The sequence below is a fragment of the Streptomyces sp. NBC_00203 genome (genome assembly GCF_045206325.1).
Classification (GTDB): domain Bacteria; phylum Actinomycetota; class Actinomycetes; order Streptomycetales; family Streptomycetaceae; genus Streptomyces; species Streptomyces lutosisoli.
In genome coordinates, this window is sequence record NZ_CP108126.1 from 7,079,986 (window position 1) to 7,105,438 (window position 25,453).

Sequence of the window (25,453 nt, forward strand, 5' to 3'; positions counted from 1 at the left end):
GTCCCCTCACTGATCACCTGTGTAACGCGCAGGCAATCTAGGCGACGGTTCCGCCTTTATGGAACCCCCGTCCGCATAGCGGATGTGGAGGGTTCGTGTAGGCGGCCGGTGTTGGCCTCAGCAGCAGCGGAACCCCTGGCGTGGGTCCCGCTCCTGACGGTCCGTCCGCCATCGTTCGAACTCGCGGCGCGAGGGTACGGGTGTGTCCGGATCGTCCTTCCGTAGGTGGGTGACATGGCGGTCGTAGGCGGATTCGTCGGTCAACTCCCTCACGTACCAGCGAATTCCGCGTATTCCCCTTCCCGCGCGGCTAACCGCCCGTTTCAGCGCCGACCGCATCGCGCTCCGCCTCCTCCGTCTGCTCCGTCTTCTCCTCCCTGGTCGGGATCAGCCCGGCCGGAGCGACGATCCTCGACTCCACGTACGGCGCCTCGCTGAGCGTGGACAGTGCCGGGCGGCGTATGTGCCGGACGCACACCCGGGCCGCGTCCGCGATCACGACGACGACGAGGACGGCAAGAATGGCCGAAAGAATGCCGTCCACCGTGGAGTTGGTGACGACGGTGTGCATGTCGTCCATGCTCTTGGCGGGTGGCAGGACCTTTCCCGCGTCGATGCCGTCCTGGTAGACCGAGCGCTGCTTGAAGAAGCCCACGCGCGGGTCGCTGGAGAACACCTTCTGGTAGCTGGCCGTGAGGGTGACCGTGGCGTCCCAGAGGAGTGGAACACCAGTGATCCAGGCCCACTTGAGGCGGCCCGACTTCACGAGCAGGGTCGTGCAGACGGCCAGGGCGACCGCCGCGAGCAGCTGGTTGGAGATGCCGAAGATCGGGAAGAGCTGGTTGATGCCGCCGAGCGGTTCATGGACGCCGACCCAGAGGAAATAGCCCCACAGGGCGGACACGATGGCGCTGGTGATGACGAGTCCGGGTTTCCAGCTGACGTTCTTGAAGGGGCGGTAGACGTTGCCCAGCATGTCCTGGAGCATGAACCGCCCCACGCGGGTGCCCGCGTCGAGTGCGGTCAGGATGAACAGGGCCTCGAACATGATCGCGAAGTGATACCAGAAGGCGCGCAGACCTCCCCCGGTGACCTTGGAGAAGATCTCCGAGACGCCGACGGCGAGGGTGGGCGCTCCGCCGGTGCGGGAGAGCAGGGTCTGCTCCTCGACCTGGTGGGCGGCTTTCGCGAGGTCCGCCGGGGAGATCGTGTAGCCGAAGCCCGCGACCGCGTGCGACGCCGACTCGACCGTGGTGCCGATGACTCCGGCCGGCGCGTTCATCGCGAAGTACAGGCCCGGGTCGATGATGCACGCGGCGACGAGGGCCATGATCGCGACCGACGACTCCATCAGCATGGAGCCGTACCCGATCATCCGGACCTGCGTCTCCTTCTGGATCATCTTGGGTGTCGTGCCGGACGCGATCAGCGAGTGGAAGCCAGAGAGCGCACCACAGGCGATCGTGATGAAGACGAAGGGGAAGAGCGAGCCCGCGAAGACCGGCCCGTTGCCGTGCCGGGCGAAGTCGGTGACCGCGTCCATCTTCAGCGTCGGCAGCGCGATCACGACGCCCAGCGCGAGCAGCGCGATGGTGCCGATCTTCATGAAGGTGGAGAGGTAGTCGCGGGGGGCGAGGAGCATCCAGACCGGGAGAATGGATGCGATGAAGCCGTACGCCACCAGCCAGATCACCAGGGTGGAGGGGGCGAGGGTGAAGGCGCCGGCCCAGGACGACTCGGCGACCCAGCGTCCGGCGACGAGGGCGAGCAGGAGGAGCGCGACGCCGATCAGCGACACCTCGGCGACGCGTCCCGGCCGCAGTACCCGCAGGTAGAAGCCCATGAGCAGGGCGATCGGGATGGTCATCCCGATCGAGAAGGTGCCCCACGGCGACTGCGCCAGCGCGTTCACGATCACCAGCGCGAGCACGCCGAGCAGGATGATCATGATGGCGAAGGTGGCGAGCAGGGCCGCGGCGCCGCCGAACGGGCCGATCTCCTCGCGGGCCATCTGCCCGAGCGAGCGGCCGTCCCGGCGGGTGGAGAAGAACAGCACCACCATGTCCTGGACCGCGCCCGCGAAGATCACGCCGACGATGATCCAGATGGTGCCGGGCAAGTAGCCCATCTGCGCGGCCAGTACGGGTCCGACCAGCGGGCCCGCGCCCGCGATCGCCGCGAAGTGGTGACCGAGCAGCACGCGCCGGTCCGTCGGGTGGAAGTCGATGCCGTTGTTCAGCCGCTCCGCGGGGGTGGCCCGGGTCTTGTCGACCTTGAGCACCTTGTACGCGATGAACTTCGCGTAGAAGCGATAGGCGATGGCGTACGAGCCGAGGGCCGCGGCCACCATCCAGGCGGCCGAGACGTTCTCGCCGCGGGCGAGCGCGAGCACGGACCAGCCCGCGGCGCCGACCAGCGCGACGAGGGTCCAGATGACGATGGTGCGGGGAGTTGCCTTGCGAGCGGATGCTGTTCCAGGGCTTTCGGTGCGCACGGGTCGTCCTCCCGTCCATGGGTGACGGGAGGACCGTAGAGCAGGAAGAGGAGCTGCGCTACACCACGTGCACTACCTCAAGTGGCTTATTTCTGAGGGCACTTGAGTAAGGCGGCCCACCAGAGGCCCCCTAGTCCTGCGGGCGCTTGAGCCTCGCCACGAACTTGTACCGGTCGCCCCGGTACACCGAGCGCACCCACTCCACCGGCTCGCCCTGCCTGTCCAGCGAGTGCCGGGAGAGCATCAGCATGGGCAGGCCGACGTCGGTGCCGAGCAGTCCGGCCTCGCGCGGGGTGGCCAGCGAGGTCTCGATGGTCTCCTCGGCCTCGGCGAGATGGACGTCGTACACCTCGGCGAGCGCGGTGTAGAGGGAGGTGTACTTGACGAGAGACCTGCGCAGCGCGGGGAAGCGCTTGGCGGACAGGTGGGTCGTCTCGATGGCCATCGGCTCGCCGCTCGCGAGGCGCAGCCGCTCGATGCGCAGCACCCGGCCGCCGGCCGAGATGTCGAGCAGCCCGGCGAGGGTCTCGTCGGCGGTGATGTAGCCGATGTCCAGGAGCTGCGAGGTGGGTTCGAGGCCCTGGGCGCGCATGTCCTCGGTGTACGAGGTGAGCTGCAGTGCCTGGGAGACCTTGGGCTTGGCCACGAAGGTGCCCTTGCCCTGGATGCGCTCCAGGCGGCCCTCGACGACCAGTTCCTGAAGGGCCTGCCGCACGGTGGTGCGCGAGGTGTCGAACTCGGCGGCGAGGGTGCGCTCGGGCGGTACCGGCGTGCCGGGCGGCAGTGTCTCCGTCATGTCGAGCAGGTGCTTCTTCAGGCGGTAGTACTTGGGCACGCGCGCGGTACGGATGGGCGCCCCACCCTCGTTCTCCGCACTGCTGACGTCGGTGCTCATGCTCTGCCTTCCCGGCTCCGGATGCCGAAGCGACCGACATCCCCATCGGCCACGGCTCACATCGTGGCACGGCTTCGTGTGCGAGTGTCCCCCCGCACGCTCCGTGATCCCCTCTATATACCGTCGCCGTACCCGTTGGTCTAGTCCACCGCGCGGAGGCGCGTCGCACATGGTGCGCGAACTGGGCTGTCCGTTATGCCACTTACCTAATTAAAGGTCCTTTCATATGTAGGTCCCATAACGGACGGTCGGAGTGCCTGTGAACGCCTTGACACCCCTCTAGGTCTAGGCCAAGCTCCCCGTACTGGTCTACACCATTGGTCCAGTCCCGGCCCCACGGGCGGTACGCGTCGTATGTCACCGCAGGGAGCAGGGGGGTTTATGGCATCCCTGAGGAGGGTGGCGTGAAGCGCAAGCTCATAGCCGCGATCGGTATCGCGGGCATGATGGTCTCCATCGCGGCGTGCGGGAGTGACGACAAGTCCGGGGGGTCGGACAAGGGTGCGGACGCCAAGGAGCTGACCGTCTGGCTCACCGTCGACGCGCAGAACAACTGGCCCGAGCTGGTCAAGGCCGCCGACACGGCGATCAAGGCGAAGCACCCCGGAATCAAGATCAACCACGAGTACTACGGCTGGCCGGACAAGAACACCAAGCTCGACGCGGTCCTCGCCACCGACAAGGCCCCCGACGTGGTCGAGATGGGCAACACCGAGATGCTCGGCTACATGGTCAAGGGCGCCTTCGCTCCCCTCGACGCCTCGAAGTTCGAGCAGTCGGACGCCTGGCTCGACGGCCTCAAGGCCTCGGTCACCTACGACGGCAAGACCTACGGCGTCCCGTACTACGCCGGTGGCCGCGTCGGCAACTGGCGCAAGGACCTCGCCGCTTCGGTCGGCGTGAAGTCCGCCCCGAAGACGTACAAGGAGCTCACCTCCGCCCTGGACAAGATCCAGAAGAAGGAGGGTGACAAGTTCAGCGCCTGGTACCAGCCCACCCGTGACTGGTACGCGGCCATGTCCTTCGTCTACGACGCCGGCGGCTCCATCGCGAAGGAAGACGGCGGCCAGTGGAAGGCCAACCTCTCCTCGCCCGAGTCCATCAAGGGCCTCACCGAGTTCAAGAACGTCGTCGACAAGTACATGCACGGCGACAAGACCAAGGACGAGTCCGACCGTTACATCGTCTACGGCCAGGGCAAGTCCGAAATGATCTTCGGCGCGGCCTGGGAGGGCGCGACCTCCGAGGACCCGAAGAACGACAAGACCGGCAAGCTCAAGGGCAACCTCGAGAACTTCGTGATGCCCGGCCCGTCCGGGAAGAACCTCCCCGTCTTCCTCGGCGGCTCCGACCTCGCCGTACCGGTGAAGTCCAAGGCGCAGGTCGTCGCCGCCGAGTGGATCAACGCGTTCACCGGCGCCAAGGGCCAGAAGGGCCTGATGGGCAAGGGCAACCTGCCCAACAACAAGACCGACCTCGCCACCCTGAAGAACGACCCGGCGACGGTGGTCCCGGCCACGGCGGCCGAGTCCAACTGGTTCGTCCCGATGGCACCGGGCTGGGGCCAGGTCGAGAAGGCCCAGGTCCTGCAGACCATGCTGCAGAACATCGGCACCGGCAAGAAGTCGGTCGCGGACGCCGCGAAGGATGCGGACGCCGCGATCGACAAGGTCATCAACACCAAGTGACCTGAGAGCAGGGCCCCGTCGGTCCTCCCTCGCGGAGGCGCGGGGCCCTGCTCCCCGTACGACCGGGGGGTGAGCCTCCCGTACGACCCGGTCGCGGGCGGGACTTGCTTCCCGTACGACCCGTACGACCTGAGGTACCGCTGAGGAGCGCGCGGATGAGTGCCGCTGAAACGACCACTGCCAAAGTGCCGCCTGCGCGGCAGTCGCCACCACCATCGGCCGCGCGGGAGCAGCCACGGAGAAAGCGGACGAACGGCGGGGCAGCCGTCCCCTGGGCCCTGCTCGCCCCTTGTCTGCTGATTCTCGCGCTGGTCCTCGGCTATCCGCTGGTCCGTCTGGTCACGCTGTCCTTCCAGAAGTTCGGGCAGTCCCAGCTCTGGGGCTTCCAGCCGGCCGAGTCGGTCGGCTTCGACAACTTCAGCAAGGTGCTGGGGGACAGCGAGTTCTGGGCGGTGGTCGTCCGGACGATCGTCTTCGCGGGCGGCTCCGTCATCTTCACGATGGTCATCGGCATGCTGATCGCGCTGCTCCTCCAGCGGGTCTCCGGCTGGGTGAAGACACTCATCAACGTCGTGCTCGTGGCCAGCTGGGGCATGCCCATCATCGTGGCCACCACGGTCTTCAAGTGGCTCTTCGACTCCGACTACGGCGTCTTCAACGCGCTGCTCAGCAAGTTGCCGGGCGTCGACATGGTCGGCCACAACTGGTTCGCCAGCGGCACCCAGGGCCTGGCCGTGATCATGCTCCTGGTGGTGTGGGGCGCGGTGCCGTTCGTCGTCATCACGCTCAGCGCGGGGCTCACCCAGGTGCCGGCGGAGCTGGAGGAGGCGGCGCGCCTCGACGGGGCTGGCGCCTGGGGCGTCTTCCGTTACGTGACGCTGCCGATCCTCAAGCCGATCATCGTGATGCTCACGACCCTCTCCGTCATCTGGGACATGGGCGTCTTCCCCCAGGTCTTCGTGATGCGGGGCGGCCACCCGGAGGCCGAGTTCCAGCTGCTCACCACGTACTCGTACGACCGTGCGTTCGTGGTCAACGACTACGCGCAGGGATCGGCGATCGCCCTGCTGACCGTGCTCCTGCTGCTGGGCGTGGTCGCCGTGTACATGCGTCAGATGCTGAAGATCGGAGAGGTCGAGTGAGCGCGATCACCACCTCGGGGCGTACGTCCTCCGGACCCCGCAAGTCCTCCGGACCCCGCAAGTCCAAGCTCGGCTGGAACCTGCTCGGCCTGCTCGTCTTCGTCACCGCGGGTTTCCCCGTCTACTGGATGTTCAACACGGCCTTCAAGCCGGCCAAGGACGCCATCGACTCGGATCCGAGCCTGTTCCCCACGGCGGTGACGCTCGACAACTTCCGCCGCGCGCTGGACATCGCCGACTTCTGGGGCCCGGTGGGCCGCAGCCTGATCGTGTCCCTGTCGGTGGTCGTGATCGGCATGGTGGTGGGGCTGCTGGCCGCGCTGGCCATCTCCCGCTTCGCCTTCCGCGGCCGGAAGATCGTGATCGTCGGCATCCTGGCGGTCCAGATGGTCCCGCTGGTCGCCATGATCATCCCGATCTTCCTGCTGCTGAACGACCTCGACCAGTACGACAAGCTCTCCGGTCTGATCATCACGTATCTGACCTTCATCCTCCCCTTCACGGTGTGGACGCTGCGCGGCTTCATCGTCAACATCCCGAAGGAGCTGGAGGAGGCGGCGATGGTCGACGGCTGCAGCCGCACGGGCGCCTTCGTCCGCGTGGTCTTCCCGCTGCTGGCACCCGGCATGGTCGCCACGTCCGTGTACGGCTTCATCCAGGCGTGGAACGAATACCTCTACGCCCTCATGCTGTTGAGCCAGAAGAACCAGACCGCCACCGTCTGGCTCGGCAACTTCACCACCAAGCACGGCACCGAGTACGCCCCGATGATGGCCGGTTCCACGATGATGGCCGTGCCGATCGTCGTCCTGTTCCTCATCGTCCAGCGCAAGATGGCCGCGGGGCTGACCGCGGGCGCCGTGAAGGGATAACGCCACCCGATGACGACACTCGCCAGTGGGACGGACACCATCACGCGTGACGCGCTCACCGTCCTCCAACCCGGTTTCACCGGAACCACGGCCCCCGATTGGCTGCTCCGCCGCCTCGGTGAAGGCCTCGCCTCGGTCGGCCTGTTCGGCCGCAACATCGACTCGCCCGAGCAACTCGCCGCCCTGACGGCCCAGTTGCGCGCCGAACGCGACGACGTGCTCGTCGCGATCGACGAGGAGGGCGGTGACGTCACCCGCCTGGAGGTGCGTACGGGGTCCTCGTTCCCCGGCAATCACGCGCTGGGAGCGGTGGACGACATCTCGCTGACGGAGGAGGTGGCCGCCGAACTGGGCCGCCGCCTCGCCGCCTGCGGCGTCAACCTCAACTGGGCCCCGTCCGCCGACGTGAACTCCAACCCCGACAACCCCGTCATCGGCGTACGGTCCTTCGGCGCCGACACCGACCTGGTGGCCCGGCACACGGCCGCCTACGTCACCGGACTCCAGTCCGCGGGGGTCGCCGCCTGCACCAAGCACTTCCCGGGGCACGGCGACACGGCCGTCGACTCGCACCACGCGCTGCCGCGCATCGACGCCGATCTGTCGGTACTGGAGTCCCGCGAACTCGCCCCGTTCCGCGCCGCGATCGCCGCGGGGACGCGCGCCGTGATGAGCGCGCACATCCTCGTCCCGGCGCTGGACCCCGACCGCCCGGCCACCCTCTCCCGCCGCATCCTCACGGGCCTGCTCCGCGAGGAACTCGGCTACGACGGTCTCATCGTCACCGACGGCATGGAGATGCAGGCCATCGCCGCGACGTACGGCATCGAGCGGGGCAGCGTCCTCGCCATCGCGGCCGGCGCGGACGCGATCTGCGTGGGCGGTGGCCTCGCGGACGACGACACGGTACGCCGCCTCCGCGACGCCCTCGTCTCAGCCGTCCGCACCGGCGAACTCCCCGAGGAACGCCTCGCGGACGCGGCGAACCGGGTACGGGCGCTGGCACGTTGGACAGCGGTAGGCGTGGGTGCGAGTGCAGCTGCGGGGACGAGTGCGGGTGCGGGTGCGGGTGATCGTGCCGACGTCGGTCTGGTCGCCGCCCGTCGCGCGCTCACGGTGACCCACGCCGAGACGTACGCCCCGCTCACCGAGGCCCCGTACGTCGCCGCGCTCACCCCGGTCGCGAACATTGCCGTCGGTGACGAGACCCCCTGGGGCGTGGCGGCGGAACTGGCCCGACTGCTCCCCGGCACGGAAACCGGCAGCTTCACCGGCGAGAGCGCGGGCGCCCTGGCCCTCGCCGCCGCGGGCACCCGCCGGATCGTCGCCGTCGTCCGCGACGAACACCGCCACCCCTGGATGGCAGCCGCCCTCGACACCCTGCTCGCCGCCCGCCCCGACACCGTCGTGGTCGAGATGGGCGTACCGCAGTCCCCGCCCCGGGGCACCCTGCACATCGCCACCCATGGCGCGGCACGCGTGTGCGGCCGGGCGGCGGCGGAGGTCATCGCGGGGGAGTAGCGCGGCAGCGATCACCTGACCGCCTGACCGCCTGAACGAAAAGGTGCCGGGCCTCCCTGGGGGAGGCCCGGCACCTTCGTGTGGTCGCTCTGCGTCCGTGACGATCTCTGCCCGTGACGCTCTGCGACCATGGCGATCTGTGCCCGTGACGCTCTGCGACCATGGCGATCTGTGCCCGTGCCGCTAAATCCCCTGCCAGTCCGGCTTGTTGGCGAACGTGTGCCGGAAGTAGTCCGCGAGCTTCAGCTTGGAGGCCGCCGCCTCGTCGACGACGACGGTCGCGTGCGGGTGGAGCTGCAACGCCGACGCCGGGCACACAGCGGCCACCGGCCCCTCGACCGTCGCGGCCACCGCGTCCGCCTTGCCCTCGCCTGTGGCGAGCAGCACCAGGTGCCGTGCCTCCAGGATCGTGCCGATGCCCTGGGTGATGACGTGGTGCGGCACCTGCTCGATGTCGCCCTCGAAGAACCGCGCGTTGTCCACCCGGGTCTGCTCGGTCAGCGTCTTGATGCGGGTCCGCGAGGCGAGCGAGGAGCACGGCTCGTTGAACCCGATGTGCCCGTCCGTCCCGATCCCGAGCAACTGGAGATCGACGCCGCCGGCCTCCGCGAGCGCCTTGTCGTACGCCTCGCACGCGGCCCGCACGTCCTCCGCGGTGCCGTCCGGGCCGATGAACGCGTCCATGCCCAGCCCCAGCGGCTCAAGCACTTCGCGCCGCAGCACCGACCGGTACGACTCGGGATGCTCGGCCGGCAGCCCCACGTATTCGTCGAGCTGAGCGATCCGCGCGCCCGAGGTGTCCACGGCGCCGGAGCTCACCTTGGCCGTCAGCGCCTGGTAGATGGGCAGCGGAGTCGAGCCGGTGGCCACGCCGAGCAGGGCGTCGGGCTTGCGTCGGAGCAGCTCCGCCATGGCCTCGGCGATCAGCTCGCCGCCCGCCTTGGCGTCCGGGACGATGACAACTTCCACGCTGGGCCTGCCGATCTGGAGAGGGACTCAGGGACTCAAGGACTCAGGGGACTCACTGGAACCCTAAAAGGGACACATGTGGTATAGACCAATCTAGCAGAGCCCCTCCCTGTCGTCGCCCTAAGCCCCCGCGATGGCGCCCGGGCCACTGAAGGCGCCCGCCTCACATGAGCGAACCCCCCGTCGCGTCCACCCAGCTCCCCGTGATCCACCGCCCGTCGTCCGACGCCAGGAACGCCACCACGTCCGCCACATCCGCCGGCGCCCCCACCCGGCCCAGCGCCGATATCGCGGAGGCCTGCGCCCATCCGTCCTCGGTCCCGTGCAGGAACTCGGCGGTGTTGTCGGTGTCGATGATGCCCGGGGCCACCGAGTTCACGGTGATCCCCCGGGGGCCCAGCACCTTGGACAGGTCCCGGGTGAAGACGTCCAGGGCGCCCTTCGTCATCGCGTACGCCATCTTGTCCGGCATCACGGCGTTGCGGGCGAGGCCCGAGGAGATGTTGATGACGCGCCCGCCGTCCCGCAGGCGGGAGGCGCCGAGCCGGGTGATGAAGTGCGGTGCCCTCACGTTCACCGCGAACACCTTGTCGTACTCCGTCTCGTCGATCTCGTCGAACGAACGCGACGTACCGATCCCCGCGTTGTTCACCAGGATGTCCAGCCCGTCCGCCTGCCGGTCGAAGGACTCCCACAGGGCCTCCGCGTCGCCCGGCAGCCCGAGCTCCACCCCGATCGCGAACGCCGATCCGCCCGCCGCCTCGATCGCGGCGACCGTCTCCTTCGCGGCCGCCTCATTGCTGCCGTAGTGCACGGCCACCCGCGCCCCGTCCCGTCCGAGCCGCTCGGCGATGCCCCGCCCGATGCCCCTGCCGCCGCCCGTGACGAGTGCCGTCCTGCCGGTGAGCACGCCCATGCCGACGCCCCCTTCGCATTTCACTAGTGGTCGCTACAGAAAAACCGTACAACAGCCCACCGACGTTTCTCTAGCAGCCGCTATAAAATCCATCCCATGGTGAGCAGGCAGCAGACCGAGCCGGGGACCGCCGCACCCGAGGACGCCAGGGTCCTGACCAAGCAGCGCGGCCGTCCCCGTTCCTTCGACCGTGAGACCGCGCTGGAGAAGGCGATCCTCGCGTTCTGGGAGCACGGGTACGAGGCGACCTCCGTCTCCGACCTCACCCGCGTCATGGGCATCGGCGCCCCGAGCCTGTACGCGGCGTTCGGTGACAAGCGGTCGCTCTTCGACGAGGTGGTCCGCGAGTACGGCACGAAGTACGGCTCGTTCGGCGAGCGCGCGCTGGCCGAGGAGCCCACCGCCCGCGGCGCGGTCGAGCGGATGCTGCGCGAGGCGGCCGTCGAGTACACCGACCCGGGCCACCCGCACGGCTGCCTGGTCATCCACGCGGCCACCAACTGCAGCTCGCCCGAGGTCGAGGAGTCCCTGCGCGAGCGGCGCAATGCCAACATCGCCGTCTTCGAGAGCCGTATAAAGGCGGGGATCGCCGCAGGTGAGCTGCCCGCGGACACTGACGCGGCGGCCCTCGCCCGGTACACCGGGGCGGTCATCCAGGGCATGTCCCAGCAGGCCCGCGACGGCGCCACCCGAGAAGAACTGGAGGCGCTGGCGGAACTCGCCATGGCTGTCTGGCCCCGCTCCGCCGCCGATCCGGTCCGTTCATCCGTCAATCCGGCCCGTTCATGAACCGAAGCGGGTTAGTCTGCGTGATGGATGCTGTTGGATGTTGGATAAGCCGACAACAATAAACATCCCCCGGTGCATGGACAGATGATGCGTGGACGCAGGACCATGGTCTAGTCCACAATGCTCGGGTATCGCAATGCTTGAGTAACTGAACAAGCCTCCGTCTTCCCCGCACAGGAAGGCGGACCGAGGAACCGGCGCTCTCTGCCCTGACTGCTCCGGCTCCTCTCTTCGGCCATCGGGACCGCACACCCCGCGGCCGTTGTTGCTCCGGGCTGCGGTGCCGGGAGGGTTGAGGGTCCCTCCCAGGCGCCGCGGCCCGCGGGTGTTTCCGGGCCCGTGCGAAGCCTCCGCGGGACCCGTGCGAGTGGCTGATTTCGGGGCCTGTCGTATCCGCCGGGTACGCTCGCACACGTGCCCTCCATGAACGACCTCGTACGCCAGCACACCGCTCTCGGTGACTCCGATCTCGAGTGGCTGCATCTGCTGGTCTCGGAGTGGCAGCTGCTCTCCGACCTCTCCTTCGCCGACCTCGTCCTGTGGGTGCCCACGCGCGACGGCACCCGCTATGTGTCCGTGGCTCAGATGCGGCCCAACACCGGCCCCACCTCGTACCAGGACGACATGGTCGGCCACCTCGTGCCGCGCGGCCGCCGCCCCATGCTGGATGCCGCGCTCGACGAGGGCCGGATCGTGCGCGAGGGCGACCCGGAGTGGCGCGAGGAGGTTCCGGTACGGGTCGAGTCCATTCCCGTACGACGTGAGGGGCGCGTCCTCGGGGTCATCGCGCGCAACACCAACCTGCTCACCGTGCGTACGCCGAGCCGCCTTGAGCTGACGTACCTCCAGAGCGCCTCCGACCTCGCCCAGATGATCGCGGCGGGCTCCTTCCCGTTCCCGAACCAGCAGGTCGACATGGACGCCTCGCCGCGGGTGGGCGACGGACTGATCCGCCTCGACGCGGACGGCATCGTCCAGTACGCCTCTCCGAACGCGCTGTCGGCGTACCACCGCCTCGGCCTCGCCGCCGACCTCGTGGGCCACAACCTCGGCGTGACCACCGCCGAACTCGCCCCGTCGCGCGGCCCGGTGGACGAGGCGCTGTCCAAGGTCGCCAGCGGCTGGGCGCCCCGCGAGTTCGAGATCGAGAGCGGTGACGGCGTGATCCAGCTGCGCGCGATCCCGCTCAAGCCCAAGGGCACCCGCGTGGGTTCACTGGTGCTGCTGCGCGACGTCACCGAACTGCGCCGCCGCGAGCGTGAGTTGATCACCAAGGACGCGACCATCCGGGAGATTCATCACCGGGTGAAGAACAACCTCCAGACGGTGGCGGCCCTGCTGCGGCTCCAGGCCCGGCGCATCGACTCGGACAAGGGCCGGGAGGCCCTGGAGGAAGCCGTACGCCGGGTCGGTTCGATCGCGATCGTGCACGAGACGCTCTCCCAGAACCTGGACGAGCGCGTGGAGTTCGACGAGATCGCCGACCGGGTGCTCGCCATGGTCGCCGAGATCTCGCCCGGCAAGGTCACCGGCCGGCGCACCGGCCGTTTCGGCATCCTGGACGCCGAGGTCGCGACCCCGCTCTCCATGGTCCTCACGGAGATCCTGCAGAACGCCCTGGAGCACGGCTTCCGTGAGGGCGACCGGGGCACCGTCGAGGTCTCCGCGGTGCGCGGCGGCACCACCAAGGACGCCCGCCTCCTGGTCACCGTCCAGGACGACGGCGTCGGACTTCCGGAAGGATTCGATCCGCACCGCTCGGGCAACCTCGGTCTGCAGATCGTACGGACGCTGGTGGAGGGCGAGTTGGGCGGCACCTTCGACATGGTGGCGGCTCCGGAGCGCGGGACCCAGGTGATCCTGGACATCCCGGTGCTGGCTCACAAGTAATCGGCACCCGTACGCGGCCGGCGCCCACAAGTAATCCACAGACATGCACAGGTAATCCACGCGGACGCAAACAGCAATGAGCCCCGGACCACTTGGTGGTCCGGGGCTCACGCTCACGTTGCTATGCGCATCGGGGGTACTGCGCGCTGCGGCTCGGGGGCGGGAGATGCGTACTCGCTGTACGCGCCGCCAAGCTCAGGCTCGTGCGGGGTGGGGTGTCAGGCGGTGGCCTGACGGGCCCGGTTGCGGGCGGCGCGACGCTTCATGGCACGGCGCTCGTCCTCGCTGAGGCCACCCCAGACGCCGGAGTCCTGGCCGGACTCGAGCGCCCACTGCAGACACTGCTCCATGACGGGGCAGCGGCGGCAGACGGCCTTGGCTTCCTCGATCTGCAGCAGCGCAGGACCGGTGTTGCCGATGGGGAAGAAGAGCTCGGGGTCTTCCTCGCGGCAAACGGCGTTGTGACGCCAGTCCATGGCTGCTACCTCTCCTTGGTATTACATGCAAGTTGCTTGTGAATGTGAACGCTTTCACGAATCCCTCAACAAGTGAAGGGCCGACTGTCAGATGACCTGACGTGGTCCTGTGATTTGAGGAGGGGTTCTGGCTCTCTGTGGGGCCGATGTTGCGGGCCGTCCCGATCGCCACGTAGAGACTCGCAAACCTCAGCGGCGGATACAACCCCTTCTGGAAAGTTTTTTTTGATTCCTCGGTGTCGACTAGGTCACAGCCGTACTTCCATGGGGTGGACCCTGGTCTAAACGTTCGAGTGAAAGGACTTTGGGCCCTTCCGCTCACACAATCACACGCAGTGCACGGCGTACGCCTGTGAACGTCACGCTGGTGCGCAGTCCGAGGTGGTCACCGTCCATCTGAAGGGGGAGCGGCACCTTCGAATGCAAGGTGAAGTCCGTCAGATCGTGCAGGGACACCGCATGCTTGCCATGGGGTCCGCGCTCGGGGGACGAAGTGAGCAACTGCGTGGCATACCGGGCAACCGCGGGCGTCGACATGCGGCTGAGACCGAGTACGTCGAGTCCGGTATCGAACGAGGCCTTAGGTGAGGCGTACACCGGACGATTGCCGAGAAACGTCCACGGCGAGGTGTTGCAGATTATGGACAGGACCAGATCGGTGACCGGGTCCGCGCCGGGGCGCTCCAGCGTGATCGTTCCGTGCCGGCGGTGAGGTTCGTCCAAAAACTGGCGTACCGCTTGGCGGAGATACAGCGCATGCGTGGAGCGCCGGCCGCGCTCGCGCTGCTGTTCGACCCGGCCGATCACGCCCGCGTCGAAGCCGAGGCCGGCGCAGAAGGTGAACCAGCGGGAGGGCACGGCTTCGTCCTCCGTGCCGGGTGTGCCCGCGGCGAGGCCGAGGCCGATCGTGCGCTCGCGCTCCTCGCGCAGCGCGTCCAGCAGGGCGCCGGTGGCCTCCACGGCGTCGTTGGGCAGGCCGAGAGCGCGCGCGAAGACGTTGGTGGAGCCGCCGGGGACCACGGCGAGGCGGGGCAGGCGCTCCGGGTCGGGGCCGTGGTGGAGCAGGCCGTTCACGACCTCGTTGACCGTGCCGTCGCCGCCGAGGGCCACGACCAGGTCGATGTCCTTGCTCTCCGCGGCCTGCCGGCCGAGGTCCCGGGCGTGCCCGCGGTACTCGGTGGTGACCGCCTCCAGCTTCATCTCGCTGGCCAGTGCGTGGATCAGTACGTCACGCGTACGCGCACTTGTGGTGGTTGCTGCCGGATTGACCACGAGAAGTGCACGCATGAGATGCAGCGTACCTACTGGGTGGTACTGATCCCAGGCCGAGGTAGGGATCAGGTAAGAGCTCGGGCGTGACGCTGCGCACGCGGAGCGGCCGGCTCCGGAACGTGCCCCGGCGTCCCCGCCGCCCGGAGGCGGCCCCCGGGCCCATCGGCCGCCGGTGGCCGACGGCTACTCTTCGGGGGTGAGCCCTGAGCAGAATCCCACCCCCGACGCCCCCGCCGCAGTACCCCGCCCCGGGCGGCTGACCGCCGCGGCGGCGCTGGCCGCGCTGGAGGGGCTCGCGCTCGTCGCCGGCGGCGTCTACATCCTCGTCCTCGGCCTCACGGGTGCCCCCGACGACCGTCGGCAGGCCGTCACGGGCGGTGTCACGCTGATCGTGCTCGCCCTGCTGCCGCTGCTGGCCGCGCGCGGCCTGCTGCTGCGCCGCGGCTGGAGCCGGGGCCCGGCCGTCATCACCCAGATCATGGCGCTGCCGGTGGCCTACAACCTGCTCCAGGCCGACAGCATCGCTATCCCCGCCGGCATCGCCCTGGCTGTCGTCGCGGTCGCGGCCCTGGTACTGCTCGTGAACCCGGCAACGACGCGGGCCCTCGGAATCCGAGGGCCCGGCGGCGACGTGCAGGATCAGAAGTAACCGACAGCAATCGGTCCTACTCCTCCACGAGCAGCTTCTCGCGCAGCTGGGCCAGCGTGCGGGCCAGCAGTCGCGACACGTGCATCTGCGAGATGCCGACCTCCTGCGCGATCTGCGACTGCGTCATGTTGCCGAAGAAGCGGAGTAGCAGGATCCGCTTCTCTCGCGGCGGCAGATCCTCCAGGAGCGGCTTGAGGGACTCGCGGTACTCGACGCCCTCCAGGGCCTCGTCCTCGGCGCCGAGGGTGTCCGCGACGGCCGGGGACTCGTCGTCCGTGTCGGGGACGTCCAAGGACAGCGTGGAGTACGCGTTGGCGGACTCCAGACCCTCCAGGACCTCCTCCTCCGAGATCCCCAGCTTCTCGGCCAGCTCATGGACGGTCGGGGAGCGGCCGTGCAGCTGCGAGAGCTCCGCGGTCGCCGTGGTGAGCGCCAGCCGCAGCTCCTGAAGACGGCGCGGTACCCGCACCGCCCAGCCCTTGTCCCGGAAGTGCCGCTTGATCTCGCCGACGACGGTCGGGGTCGCGTACGTCGAGAACTCGACGCCGCGCTCCGGATCGAAGCGGTCGACCGACTTGATCAGGCCGATGGTGGCGACCTGGGTGAGGTCGTCCAGCGGCTCGCCGCGGTTGCGGAAGCGGCGCGCGAGATGCTCGACGAGCGGGAGGTGCATGCGGACCAGCTGGTTGCGCAGCTCCGCGTACTCGGCGCTGCCCTCCTTCAGCTTGCGCAGCTCGATGAACATCGCCCGCGCCCCGCTGCGGTCCTGCGGGTCGTGCCGGATGTGCTGGGCGCTCGGCCCGTGCTGCGCGCCCTGCACGCTCTGCGCCCCTGGCTTGTCGTGTCGCTCGTGCTCGCTCATAGTCCCGCCCGTCACCAGCCGCCGCCCTTCCGAGGACGTGCTCAGCGCGGCACCCTCCGGATCCCGTTGCCCGTCGCTCTGGCCGGAGAGCTTCTCCCGTTCGTCCTCGTCGACCGGCGCTGCCTCTGAAGACGCTTCGGCGGCCGCCGAGGATGTGCTGTCCTCCGGGTGCGGCCGGGCCTGCTCGGGGATGCCGTCGACGCCGTCCGCCGTGCGCCGCGGCCCGCCGAGGCCGTCGACGCGCTCGGCGGGAAGCTCCCGTGTGCCGCGCTCTTCGTCCCGCACCGGCCCGTCCCCGTTCCTCACGCCGACCCGGGTCCCGCGCCGCGCTGTTTGTAGAGGCTGATGTAAACGGTCTTGTCCTCGGCGACGGTCGAGTCGACCTTGCCTGCGAGAGCCGAGAGGACGGTCCACGCGAAGGTGTCCCTGGCGGGGGCGTGACCGTCCGTGGTCGGGGCCGAGACCGTGACCTCCAGCGAGTCGTCGATGAGCCGGAAGACACAGCTGAGCACCGAGCCGGGCACGGCCTGTTGCAGCAGGATCGCGCAGGCCTCGTCGACCGCGATGCGCAGGTCCTCGATCTCGTCGAGGGTGAAGTCCAAACGGGCCGCAAGCCCGGCCGTGGCCGTGCGCAGCACCGACAGGTAGGCACCCGCGGCCGGCAGCCGGACTTCCACGAAGTCCTTCGTCGCGGGCTCGCCTGCGATCTGGGACACCCTCACCTCCATGGTGGTACAAGCTCTTTCGAGCTCTTACGGGGCCGAGGGTCGCCCCCCGGGGTAACGCGCTACGTGGTTCAGCGGTGACGCTACCGCGCTCTGAAGTTTCCTGTCCCGGGGACCCCGTCCCTTGCTGTCACTCATAGTAAGCCTATGAGTACGGACAGTGGCTAGGGGTCTGCGGGCCCAAATAGGAAGAGCGCGCGCCGGGTTGACGTACCCAGGCGTCAGACGGTCGAACCGTCCGGATCGAGGGTCGCACGCGTACGTGATCCACGGGTCCTCTTCAGTATGCCGCCGCCGGATACCGTCGACGCGTCATACGCGTGCATGCGTCATACGAGTACGTGGTCGACGAAGCACCAGCGCCAACTCTCCCCGGGCTCGAAGGTGCGCATGACCGGGTGTCCGGTGTCCTTGAAGTGCTCCGTCGCATGACGCAGCGGAGAGGAGTCGCAGCAACCCAGGTGCCCGCACTCCAGACACAGGCGAAGCTGCACCGGGTGCGTGCCCGCCGCCAGGCACTCCACACAGGTCTCGCTCAGGGGCTCGGGTTCGGGGTGCGGCAGCGCGTCGGCGTGCGTGCACTGTTTCATGATTGCCAGGTTACGTCGGGTGTGCGGGAAGCCGCGCGAAAACGAGGGCGGGCGGAAGACGATGCACGTTTTGCCACTGCTGTTGCTGGTCGCGGGCAGTGCGGCGGTCGCCGGGGCCGCCCGCCGCACCCCGGTCCCCGCACCGCTGCTGCTCGTCGCCGCGGGCCTGCTGATCTCGTACGTCCCCGGGGTGCCCGCGTATGAACTCGATCCCGAGGTCGTGCTCCCGCTGGTGCTGCCCCCGCTGCTGTACACGGCGGCCACCGACAGCTCGTACCTCGATCTGCGGGCGCAACTGCGGCCCGTCGCGCTGTTGTCGGTCGGGTACGTCCTCTTCGCGACCCTCGTGGTCGGATGGGCCGCGTATCTGATCGTGCCGAGCCTGCCGCTGCCCGCGGCGCTGGTCCTGGGCGCGGTGGTGGCGCCGCCGGACGCGGTCGCGGCGACGGCGGTGGCGCGCCGGGTGGGGCTGCCCTCGCGGATCACCACGATCCTTCAGGGCGAGTCCCTGGTGAACGACGCGACCGCGATCACCGCCTACAAGGTGGCGCTCGCCGCGGCGGTCGGCGAGGGCGCGACCTGGGCGGGCGGCATCCGCGAGTTCCTGCTCGCGGCGGTCGGCGGTGTGCTCGTCGGGCTCGTCCTGATGATCCCCATCCACTGGCTGCGCACCCACATGAAGGAGGCGCTTCTCCAGAACACCCTCTCCCTGCTGATTCCCTTTGTCGCGTACGGGATCGCCGAGCAGCTGAACGCCTCCGGGGTGCTCGCGGTGGTGGTCGTCGCGCTCTACCTCGGACACCGTTCCTGGGAGGTGGACTTCGCGACCCGGCTGCAGGAGGAGGCGGTGTGGAAGATGGTCGCCTTCGTCCTGGAGTCGGCGGTGTTCGCACTGATCGGACTGCAACTGCCGGTCGTCCTCAAGGGGCTTGGGGAGTACTCGGGCGGTCGTGCCGCCTGGTACGCGGTGGCCCTCTTCCTCGTGGTGGTCGCGACCCGGTTCGTGTGGGTGTATCCGGCGACGTTTCTGCCGCGTCTGCTGTCGGCGCGGATCCGGGAGCGCGAGCCGGACCCCACCTGGAAGGGGCCGTTCATCATCAGCTGGGCCGGCATGCGAGGTGTGGTCTCGCTCGCCATCGCCTTCTCCATCCCGCTCACCGTGCACGGCGGCGGGGCCTTTCCCGATCGCAATCTGATCCTCTTCCTGACCTTCACGACGGTCATCGGGACCCTGGTCGTGCAGGGGCTGACACTGCCCCCGCTGATCCATCTGCTGAAGCTGCCGGGACGCGACCAGCAGGCCGAGACGCTCGCCGAGGCCAACGCCCAGGCGCAGGCCTCCAGGGTCGCCGAAGAACGCCTCGACGAACTCCTCACCGACGAGCGCAACGCCCTGCCCCCGCCCCTCGCCGAGCGCCTGCGCACGGTCCTGGAGCGGCGCCGCAACGCCGTCTGGGAGCGCCTCGGCGCGGTCAACCCGGTGACCGGCGAGACCGCCGACGACACCTACCGGCGGCTCTCCCGCGAGATGATCGGCGCCGAGCGCGAGGTCTTCGTCAAGCTCCGGGACCACCGCTACATCGACGACGAGATGCTGCGCACGCTGCTGCGCCGACTGGACCTGGAGGAGGCGGCGGCGTATCGGGAGGCGGCCTGAGAGCCGCTTGGGGACAGCGTCCCTTCAGGAGAGCGCCCCTTCAGGAGAGCGGCGCTCCAGGAGGGCACCGCTTCAGGAGAGCGGCGCTCCCGTGATCACCGCCGCCACCGTCGTCCCGCGCGGGAACGCGCCCTCCTCCGCGAGGGCGACAAGTCCGTACAGCATCTTGGCGACATAGAGACGTTCGACGGGCAGCCCGTGGCGGTGCTCGAAGTCCTCGGCGAAGGCTTCGAGTTCGGGGGTGGTGCGGGCGTAGCCGCCGAAGTGGAAGCGGTCGTCGAGGGACCAGGTGCCGCGACGGGCGCCGAAGGCGGCCTGCTGGAGGGCCTGTATGTCGGCGCTCAGGAAGCCGCCCTTGAGGACGGGAATGCCGAGGGCGCGCTGGTCGGGGGCGAGTCCGGCGGCCAGGCCCGCGAGGGTGCCGCCGGTGCCGCAGGCGAGGGCGACGATGTCGGCGTGGCCGCGCAGCTCCGCGCCGAGCCCCTGACAGCCGCGTACGGCAAGGGAGTTGCTGCCGCCCTCGGGCACGACGTACGCGTCCTCGGCGCCCACCGCACGCAGGATCCCGGCCAGCGTCTCCGGTTCCGCTTTGCGGCGGTACGTCGATCTGTCGACGAAGTGCAGTCGCATGCCGTCCGCCGCGCAGCGGGCGAGCGAGGGGTTGAGGGGGCGCCCGGCCAGCTCCTGGCCGCGGATCACGCCGAGGGTGGACAGGCCGAGGAGGCGGCCCGCGGCGGCCGTGGCGCGCAGATGGTTCGAGTAGGCCCCGCCGAAGGTGACCACCGTGCGGCCCGCCGCCGCCTCCAGGTTCGGGGTGAGCTTCCGCCACTTGTTGCCGACCAGCTCCGGGTGGATCAGATCGTCCCGCTTGAGCAGCAGCCGGACGCCGAGGCGCGCGAAGCGCTCGTCCGCGGCCTCCCGCAGCGGCGACGGAAGTCGCGGCCGCAGGCCGGCCGGGCCGAGCGCTTCGGGGACGTCGGGGACGTCAGGGCTGGTCACCCCACCATTGTCGGACATTCGTCCGGGGGGTGGGCGCTTACGGGTGCGCGCCGGATGCCCGCCCCAGGGGCACGCTACGGATGACCGCTACGGATGCCCGCTACAGGAGCACGCCACGGATGCCCGCTCTCGTCACTTCAGACGGTCGCGGACGCGCTCCCGCAGGGAGTCCATCGTGAATCCTCTCGGGTCCACCTTTCCGGGCTGCCATTCGAGGTGGCCGATGACCGAGCGTTCCGTCCAGCCGTGATGGCGGCAGATCGCCGCGGAGACCTTCTCGATGGTCTCCAGCTGTGCCTCGGGCCAGGGGTCCTCGCCGTCGCCGAGGTTCTCGCACTCGAAGCCGTAGAAGTGGCGGTTGCCGTCGGTGTTCGCCTCGTTGTCGTGCGGGAGAGCCTTCTCCGCGATCACCGCGCGCAGGACGTCGTCGTCGCCCAGGCCCGCGTGGTTGGCCCGGCCGTAGCCGACGATGTGGAGGACGCCGTCCTTGGTGATGACGCCGTGGCACAGCGGTCCGGGCAGGTCCGTGTAACCCTCACGGCAGATCTCGACGGTGCGCTCGCTGCCCGAGGTCACCGTGTGGTGGATCATCACGCCGTACACCGGACCCCAGGGGCCCTTGTGATTGCGGTTGTGATGCTCCCAGTCGCCGACTTCGACGACGGTGATGCCTGCCTCCCTGAGCCGGTCCAGGAAAATGCCCGCGGACATGGGTGGGGCCATGACCGCCTCCTTCGTGCTGCGCGCCGGCCACCTCTCGTGGCCGTCTCGTACCGCAGCTGTACCCGCAACCGGGCGCCCGGGCCTACTCGTTCGCACAGCGTGCGAGCCGATCCGGACAGGAGGGGAGGAAGCGGTCAGGAGTGGAGGAACGTGTCCCCGTGCGTCGCTATGTGGCTCTCCAAGGCCTGTAGGGCCTGTTGTGTCGCCTCGGGGGAGCCGGTGCCCCGCCGCTCCGCGTAGTACGCGGCGCCCAGCTTCTTGAGGAGGTCGCCGCCGGCGCGCTGCGCCTGCACCTCGTCGATCTTCTGCTTGCCCTGCGTGAGGCCGCGCTGCGCCTGCTCTTTGGCACGGTCCAGGAAGCCTGCCACTGACGTCTCCTGTCGTTGTCCGTAGTCGCTGTCCGCTGTCGTTGTCCGTCGTGGGATCAAACGGATGGCCGGATCTTGGAGTTCCCGCCCGCGTCGTTCGACGGGTCGGTCAGCCATGGCACGGGCGTTCGGCAGGTCGACAGAACGTCGTCCTGTGCCCACTCCCAGTTGATCCATTCCCGCTCATTCGTGTAATAGCACCGGCACGCTCCGTGATGGAAGGCTGATCCCGCGAATCAGCGCACGACTGGGAGGGCAATTTTCATGTCGGTAGGCGAAGAGGTCCGCGCGGAGCAGGGCAGGCCGCAGCAGAGTCTCGGCACATCCGCCGCGCGGAACCTGGCCACCACCACCAAGTCCGCACCCCAGATGCAGGAGATCAGCTCCCGCTGGCTGCTGCGCATGCTTCCGTGGGTGAACGTGCAGGGTGGCACGTACCGCGTGAACCGGCGGCTCAGTTACTCCGTGGGCGACGGCCGCGTGACGTTCGTGAAGACCGGGGACCGCGTCCAGGTCATCCCTGCGGAGCTCGGCGAGCTGTCCGTACTGCGGTCGTACGAGGATCAGGAGGTGCTCGGCGAACTCGCCCAGCGCTGCCAGCAGCGGGAGTTCGCACCGGGGGACGTGCTCGCCTCGTTCGGCAGCCAGGCCGACGAGGTGTTCCTGCTCGCACATGGCAAGGTCGAGAAGATCGGCACGGGTCCTTACGGGGACGACGCGGTGCTCGGCACCCTCGCCGACGGCGCGTACTTCGGGGAGCAGGCGCTCATCGATCCGGAAGCCATCTGGGAGTACACGGCCCGCGCGGTCACCGCGTGCACCGTGCTGACGCTGCCCCGCAACGACCTTGAGCAGGTCGCGGAGCGCGCCGAGTCCCTGCGCGACCACCTCACGGCGCTGCGGGCGATTCCGGAGCAGCGCGCCAACAAGTACGGCGAGAAGGAGATCGACCTCGCGGCCGGCCACACCGGAGAGCCGGACATCCCCGGCACCTTCGTCGACTACGACGCCGCGCCGCGCGAGTACGAACTGAGCATCGCCCAGACCGTACTGCGCCTGCACACGCGCGTGGCCGACCTCTACAACCAGCCCATGAACCAGACCGAGCAGCAGTTGCGGCTCACCGTCGAGGCGTTGAAGGAGCGCCAGGAGCACGAGCTCATCAACAACCGGGAGTTCGGACTGCTCAACAACTGCGAGTACGACCAGCGGCTCCAGCCGCACGACGGTGTGCCCAGCCCCGACGACCTCGACGAACTGCTCAGCCGCAGGCGCGGCACCAAGCTGTTCCTCGCCCACCCGCGCGCGATCTCCGCGTTCGGCCGCGAGTGCAACAAGCGCGGACTCGTCCCCGAGAGCGTCGAGATCGCGGGCAACCGCATCCCGACCTGGCGCGGAGTCCCGATCTACCCGTGCAACAAGATCCCGGTCAGCGACACCCGTACGACCTCGATCATCGCCATGCGTACCGGCGAGGCCGAGCAGGGCGTGATCGGGCTCCAGCAGGCGGGCATCCCGGACGAGATCGAGCCGAGCCTGTCGGTGCGCTTCATGGGCATCAACGAACAGGCGATCATCTCCTACCTGGTGACGGCGTACTACTCGGCCGCGGTGCTCGTGCCGGACGCCCTCGGCATCCTGGAGAACGTCGAGATCGGCCGCTGGCGGTGACGGTGACCTTCCGCGAGCCGGTGGTCGCCGTGTTCCCGCCCTTCGGGGCGGGTACATCGAGGGGGTACGCGCCCAGCGGCCGCGGAAGCGCCACCGTCCGGGGACTGAGTTCATGACGGAGACCACGCAGAGCCCGACCGAGGTCCTGAAAGGGCGGAGCCCCATCGGGAGGTCCATGGAGCCCAGGGAAAGGCAGGGGCCGGCAAGCCCAAGGTGGGGGTCCCCCCGCTCGACGAGCGAAGCCGACAACGGGGGAGGGCAGGAAGCGGCGGGGATCCTGGAGCGCGCCCGGGAGTCCGTCGACCCCGAGCTGCGCAGGGCCATCGATTCACTGCCCGGCTCGATGCGCCGGATCGCGCTCTACCACTTCGGCTGGGAGCACGCGGACGGCACTCCCGCGGCGGGCAACGCGGGCAAGGCGATCCGGCCCGCGCTCGTCCTGACTGCCGTCCGGGCGCTCGGCGGACAGCAATCGACGGCCGTACGGGCGGCCGCCGCCGTGGAGTTGATCCACAACTTCACCCTGCTGCACGACGACGTCATGGACCGCGACACCACCCGCAGGCACCGCCCCACCGCGTGGACCGTGTTCGGCGACGCCGACGCGATCCTCGCCGGGGACGCCTTGCAGGCGCTGGCCCAGCGGCTGCTCGCCGAGGACCCGCATCCGGCGTCCTCGGCGGCCGCCGCCCGGCTCGCGGCCTGTGTCGTCGAGCTGTGCGCGGGGCAGCACGCGGACACGGCCATGGAGAGGATGGGCCCCCACGAGGTCACCCTCGACGAGGTGCTCGCCATGGCCGAGGCGAAGACGGGCGCGCTGCTCGGCTGCGCCTGCGCGCTCGGGGCGCTGTACGCGGGGGCGGGGGATGCGGACGTCGAGGCCCTCGACGCGTTCGGCCGGGAGGCCGGGCTCGCGTTCCAGCTGATCGACGACGTGATCGGGATCTGGGGGGACCCAAGCCGCACCGGCAAGCCGGCCGGGGCGGATCTCATCGCCCGCAAGAAGTCGCTGCCCGTGGTCGCCGCGCTTGCCTCGGGCACCGCGGCGGCGACCGAACTCGCCGAGTTGTACGGGGTGCCCTGCGAAGGAGGGGACGCGGGGGAGCTGGAGCGCACCGTGCTGGCTGTTGAGCGGGCGGGTGGTCGCGACTGGGCGCAGGTTCAGGCGGCGGATCGTATGTCACGGGCGATGCATGAGCTGGCCCGGGCGGTTCCCGATCCGGAATCGGCGGGTGGGCTGCTTGCGCTGGCGGAGTTTGTGACGCGGCGCAGCAACTGACTCCGTCGGTTGGGCGGTTGTAGACCCCGGGGCTTCGGGACCGTACGGCACCTGACCTCCGTACGGCATCGGGCTTCGGCTGGGCGGGTCCCGCACATCCCCACGGTGTGCGGGGCCCGTTCTTTTCGCCCCCGCCGCCCCTACCCGTCCCATCCCCCAGGGGCTCTGCCCCTTCGACCCCGGTCGGGTTGTGGGTCGGGTGCGGGTGGGTGGGGGCTTGTCGCGCAGTTCCCCGCGCCCCTGACGGCTCGGGGCTGCGCCCCGTCGCCCCCGCGCTCCTTCCGGGGGCTGCGCCCCCAGACCCCGATTCGGCTGGGCCGCCCAGCTAGGCTGCCAACCGCCATACGATCAACGTCAGTTGAGGTGAAGGGGCGGGGCATGGGTGTGGTGATCCGGGCGGCGGACGAAGGCGACAGAGAGCTGGTTGTGCGGCTGCTGGATGAGGCCTTTCAGGGGGATCCGGTGAGTGGGTGGGTCTTTCCGGACGAGGGGCATCGGCGGGCGACGCACCACAAGCTGATGGCAGCCTTTCTCGATGTCGTGCTGGCGGAGGGGCGCGTCGACCTGACCGAGGACGGGACGGCGTGTGCGCTGTGGCTGGCCGTTCCCGCTGAGGAGCACGCGGACGTCGACGGGCCCGTGCAGTTGCGGGAGGCCGTCGATCCGGACAATGAGCGTGTTGAGCTGATCGGGCGGCTGACCGCGGACATTCACCCTGTGGGCCGCGCCCACGAGTATTTGTGGATGATCGCCGTGGCACCGGAGCGCCAGGGCGAGGGGCTCGGCACCGCGCTCATCCAGTCGGTCCTGGACCGCTGCGACCGCGAGGATCTGCCCGCGTATCTGGAGGCGAGCAACGCCCGCAGCCGCAAGCTGTACGAGCGTCTCGGCTTCGGCCTTGTCGAGCGTCCGCTCGACCTGCCGGACGGCCCGCAGATGTGGCCCATGTGGCGCGAGCCGAGGGCGGGGCAGGAAGACACCCCCTGAGCGCCGGTGGACGTGGCTC

Annotated in this window: 24 protein-coding genes; 11 read left to right on the forward strand and 13 right to left on the reverse strand. The window is 69.2% G+C overall.

Annotated features, from left to right (window positions below):
• Nucleotides 1-117: 117 nt before the first annotated feature.
• The 3 genes from OG975_RS31770 to OG975_RS31780 form a co-directional block, all read right to left on the reverse strand.
• A complete protein-coding gene (locus OG975_RS31770; RefSeq protein WP_406332757.1) occupies nt 118-339 on the reverse strand; it encodes a YbdD/YjiX family protein in 222 nt (73 codons plus the stop codon).
• The gene (locus tag OG975_RS31775) at nt 311-2,494 is read right to left on the reverse strand and encodes a carbon starvation CstA family protein (RefSeq protein WP_406332758.1); all 2,184 of its coding nucleotides are present in this window, start codon (nt 2,492-2,494) and stop codon (nt 311-313) included. The genes OG975_RS31770 and OG975_RS31775 overlap by 29 nt, the downstream gene beginning before the upstream one ends.
• A 130-nt stretch (nt 2,495-2,624) precedes the next feature.
• Nucleotides 2,625-3,389: a GntR family transcriptional regulator gene (locus tag OG975_RS31780; protein WP_327431614.1), complete on the reverse strand. Its 765-nt coding sequence runs from the start codon at nt 3,387-3,389 to the stop codon at nt 2,625-2,627.
• Between the two features lie 404 nt (nt 3,390-3,793).
• Here OG975_RS31780 and OG975_RS31785 point away from each other — a divergent pair, with 404 nt between their 5' ends.
• The 4 genes from OG975_RS31785 to OG975_RS31800 all read left to right on the forward strand — a co-directional run bounded on the left by OG975_RS31785 (nt 3,794) and on the right by OG975_RS31800 (nt 8,612).
• Nucleotides 3,794-5,077, forward strand: coding sequence for an extracellular solute-binding protein (locus tag OG975_RS31785; RefSeq protein ID WP_406332759.1), 1,284 nt, complete (start codon nt 3,794-3,796; stop codon nt 5,075-5,077).
• Nucleotides 5,078-5,232: 155 nt separating this feature from the next.
• Nucleotides 5,233-6,219, forward strand: a complete 987-nt coding sequence (locus tag OG975_RS31790; RefSeq protein ID WP_406332760.1) for a carbohydrate ABC transporter permease — start codon at nt 5,233-5,235, stop codon at nt 6,217-6,219.
• A gap of 5 nt (nt 6,220-6,224) precedes the next feature.
• A complete protein-coding gene (locus tag OG975_RS31795) occupies nt 6,225-7,091 on the forward strand; it encodes a carbohydrate ABC transporter permease (protein ID WP_330310283.1) in 867 nt (288 codons plus the stop codon).
• 9 nt (nt 7,092-7,100) lie between these two features.
• Nucleotides 7,101-8,612 carry a glycoside hydrolase family 3 protein gene (locus OG975_RS31800; RefSeq protein WP_406332761.1) on the forward strand — a complete coding sequence of 504 codons (1,512 nt, stop codon included), beginning with the start codon at nt 7,101-7,103 and terminating at the stop codon, nt 8,610-8,612.
• Between the two features lie 183 nt (nt 8,613-8,795).
• Here OG975_RS31800 and nagB read toward each other — a convergent pair whose 3' ends face one another.
• Nucleotides 8,796-9,581 (reverse strand): glucosamine-6-phosphate deaminase, encoded by a 786-nt coding sequence (nagB, locus tag OG975_RS31805; protein ID WP_406332762.1) that lies wholly within the window; start codon nt 9,579-9,581, stop codon nt 8,796-8,798.
• Between the two features lie 163 nt (nt 9,582-9,744).
• Entirely contained in the window at nt 9,745-10,497 is a 753-nt protein-coding gene (locus OG975_RS31810; RefSeq protein ID WP_406332763.1) for an SDR family oxidoreductase, read from the reverse strand.
• A 96-nt stretch (nt 10,498-10,593) separates the two neighbouring features.
• On the opposite strand from OG975_RS31810, the gene OG975_RS31815 reads away from it, so the two are divergent.
• Nucleotides 10,594-11,286 (forward strand): TetR/AcrR family transcriptional regulator, encoded by a 693-nt coding sequence (locus tag OG975_RS31815; protein WP_406332764.1) that lies wholly within the window; start codon nt 10,594-10,596, stop codon nt 11,284-11,286.
• A gap of 423 nt (nt 11,287-11,709) precedes the next feature.
• A complete protein-coding gene (locus tag OG975_RS31820) occupies nt 11,710-13,176 on the forward strand; it encodes a PAS domain-containing sensor histidine kinase (RefSeq protein ID WP_330310284.1) in 1,467 nt (488 codons plus the stop codon).
• A 218-nt stretch (nt 13,177-13,394) separates the two neighbouring features.
• Here the strand turns inward: OG975_RS31820 and OG975_RS31825 are convergent, their stop codons facing one another.
• Together OG975_RS31825 and OG975_RS31830 are read right to left on the reverse strand one after the other, a co-directional pair.
• Nucleotides 13,395-13,652, reverse strand: a complete 258-nt coding sequence (locus tag OG975_RS31825; RefSeq protein ID WP_006380970.1) for a WhiB family transcriptional regulator — start codon at nt 13,650-13,652, stop codon at nt 13,395-13,397.
• A gap of 318 nt (nt 13,653-13,970) precedes the next feature.
• The gene (locus OG975_RS31830; protein ID WP_327431622.1) at nt 13,971-14,939 is read right to left on the reverse strand and encodes a diacylglycerol kinase family protein; all 969 of its coding nucleotides are present in this window, start codon (nt 14,937-14,939) and stop codon (nt 13,971-13,973) included.
• Nucleotides 14,940-15,120: 181 nt separating this feature from the next.
• Between OG975_RS31830 and OG975_RS31835 the strand changes: the two genes are divergently transcribed.
• On the forward strand, nt 15,121-15,573 hold the full coding sequence (locus tag OG975_RS31835) for a hypothetical protein (protein ID WP_406332765.1): 453 nt from the start codon (nt 15,121-15,123) through the stop codon (nt 15,571-15,573).
• Between the two features lie 16 nt (nt 15,574-15,589).
• Here the strand turns inward: OG975_RS31835 and OG975_RS31840 are convergent, their stop codons facing one another.
• The 3 genes from OG975_RS31840 to OG975_RS31850 all read right to left on the reverse strand — a co-directional run bounded on the left by OG975_RS31840 (nt 15,590) and on the right by OG975_RS31850 (nt 17,750).
• Nucleotides 15,590-16,741, reverse strand: a complete 1,152-nt coding sequence (locus tag OG975_RS31840; protein WP_406332766.1) for an RNA polymerase sigma factor SigF — start codon at nt 16,739-16,741, stop codon at nt 15,590-15,592.
• Complete coding sequence (locus tag OG975_RS31845; protein ID WP_406332767.1) at nt 16,738-17,151, reverse strand: anti-sigma regulatory factor; 414 nt, start codon at nt 17,149-17,151, stop codon at nt 16,738-16,740. The genes OG975_RS31840 and OG975_RS31845 overlap by 4 nt, the downstream gene beginning before the upstream one ends.
• A 338-nt stretch (nt 17,152-17,489) precedes the next feature.
• Nucleotides 17,490-17,750: a UBP-type zinc finger domain-containing protein gene (locus tag OG975_RS31850; RefSeq protein ID WP_406332768.1), complete on the reverse strand. Its 261-nt coding sequence runs from the start codon at nt 17,748-17,750 to the stop codon at nt 17,490-17,492.
• A 61-nt stretch (nt 17,751-17,811) separates the two neighbouring features.
• On the opposite strand from OG975_RS31850, the gene OG975_RS31855 reads away from it, so the two are divergent.
• Entirely contained in the window at nt 17,812-19,407 is a 1,596-nt protein-coding gene (locus tag OG975_RS31855) for a Na+/H+ antiporter (protein ID WP_406332769.1), read from the forward strand.
• Nucleotides 19,408-19,479: 72 nt separating this feature from the next.
• On the opposite strand, the gene OG975_RS31860 is transcribed toward OG975_RS31855, so the two are convergent.
• The 3 genes from OG975_RS31860 to OG975_RS31870 all read right to left on the reverse strand — a co-directional run bounded on the left by OG975_RS31860 (nt 19,480) and on the right by OG975_RS31870 (nt 21,497).
• Nucleotides 19,480-20,424, reverse strand: coding sequence for a 1-aminocyclopropane-1-carboxylate deaminase/D-cysteine desulfhydrase (locus tag OG975_RS31860; RefSeq protein ID WP_406332770.1), 945 nt, complete (start codon nt 20,422-20,424; stop codon nt 19,480-19,482).
• Between the two features lie 114 nt (nt 20,425-20,538).
• Nucleotides 20,539-21,129, reverse strand: coding sequence for an N-acetylmuramoyl-L-alanine amidase (locus OG975_RS31865; RefSeq protein ID WP_406332771.1), 591 nt, complete (start codon nt 21,127-21,129; stop codon nt 20,539-20,541).
• Between the two features lie 134 nt (nt 21,130-21,263).
• Nucleotides 21,264-21,497, reverse strand: a complete 234-nt coding sequence (locus OG975_RS31870; RefSeq protein ID WP_327431630.1) for a hypothetical protein — start codon at nt 21,495-21,497, stop codon at nt 21,264-21,266.
• Nucleotides 21,498-21,761: 264 nt separating this feature from the next.
• On the opposite strand from OG975_RS31870, the gene OG975_RS31875 reads away from it, so the two are divergent.
• The 3 genes from OG975_RS31875 (at nt 21,762) to OG975_RS31885 (ending at nt 25,434) form a co-directional block, all read left to right on the forward strand.
• Nucleotides 21,762-23,168, forward strand: coding sequence for a family 2B encapsulin nanocompartment shell protein (locus OG975_RS31875; protein WP_406332772.1), 1,407 nt, complete (start codon nt 21,762-21,764; stop codon nt 23,166-23,168).
• Between the two features lie 112 nt (nt 23,169-23,280).
• Entirely contained in the window at nt 23,281-24,447 is a 1,167-nt protein-coding gene (locus tag OG975_RS31880; protein ID WP_406332773.1) for a family 2 encapsulin nanocompartment cargo protein polyprenyl transferase, read from the forward strand.
• Between the two features lie 378 nt (nt 24,448-24,825).
• Nucleotides 24,826-25,434, forward strand: a complete 609-nt coding sequence (locus OG975_RS31885; RefSeq protein WP_406332774.1) for a GNAT family N-acetyltransferase — start codon at nt 24,826-24,828, stop codon at nt 25,432-25,434.
• Nucleotides 25,435-25,453: the final 19 nt, after the last annotated feature.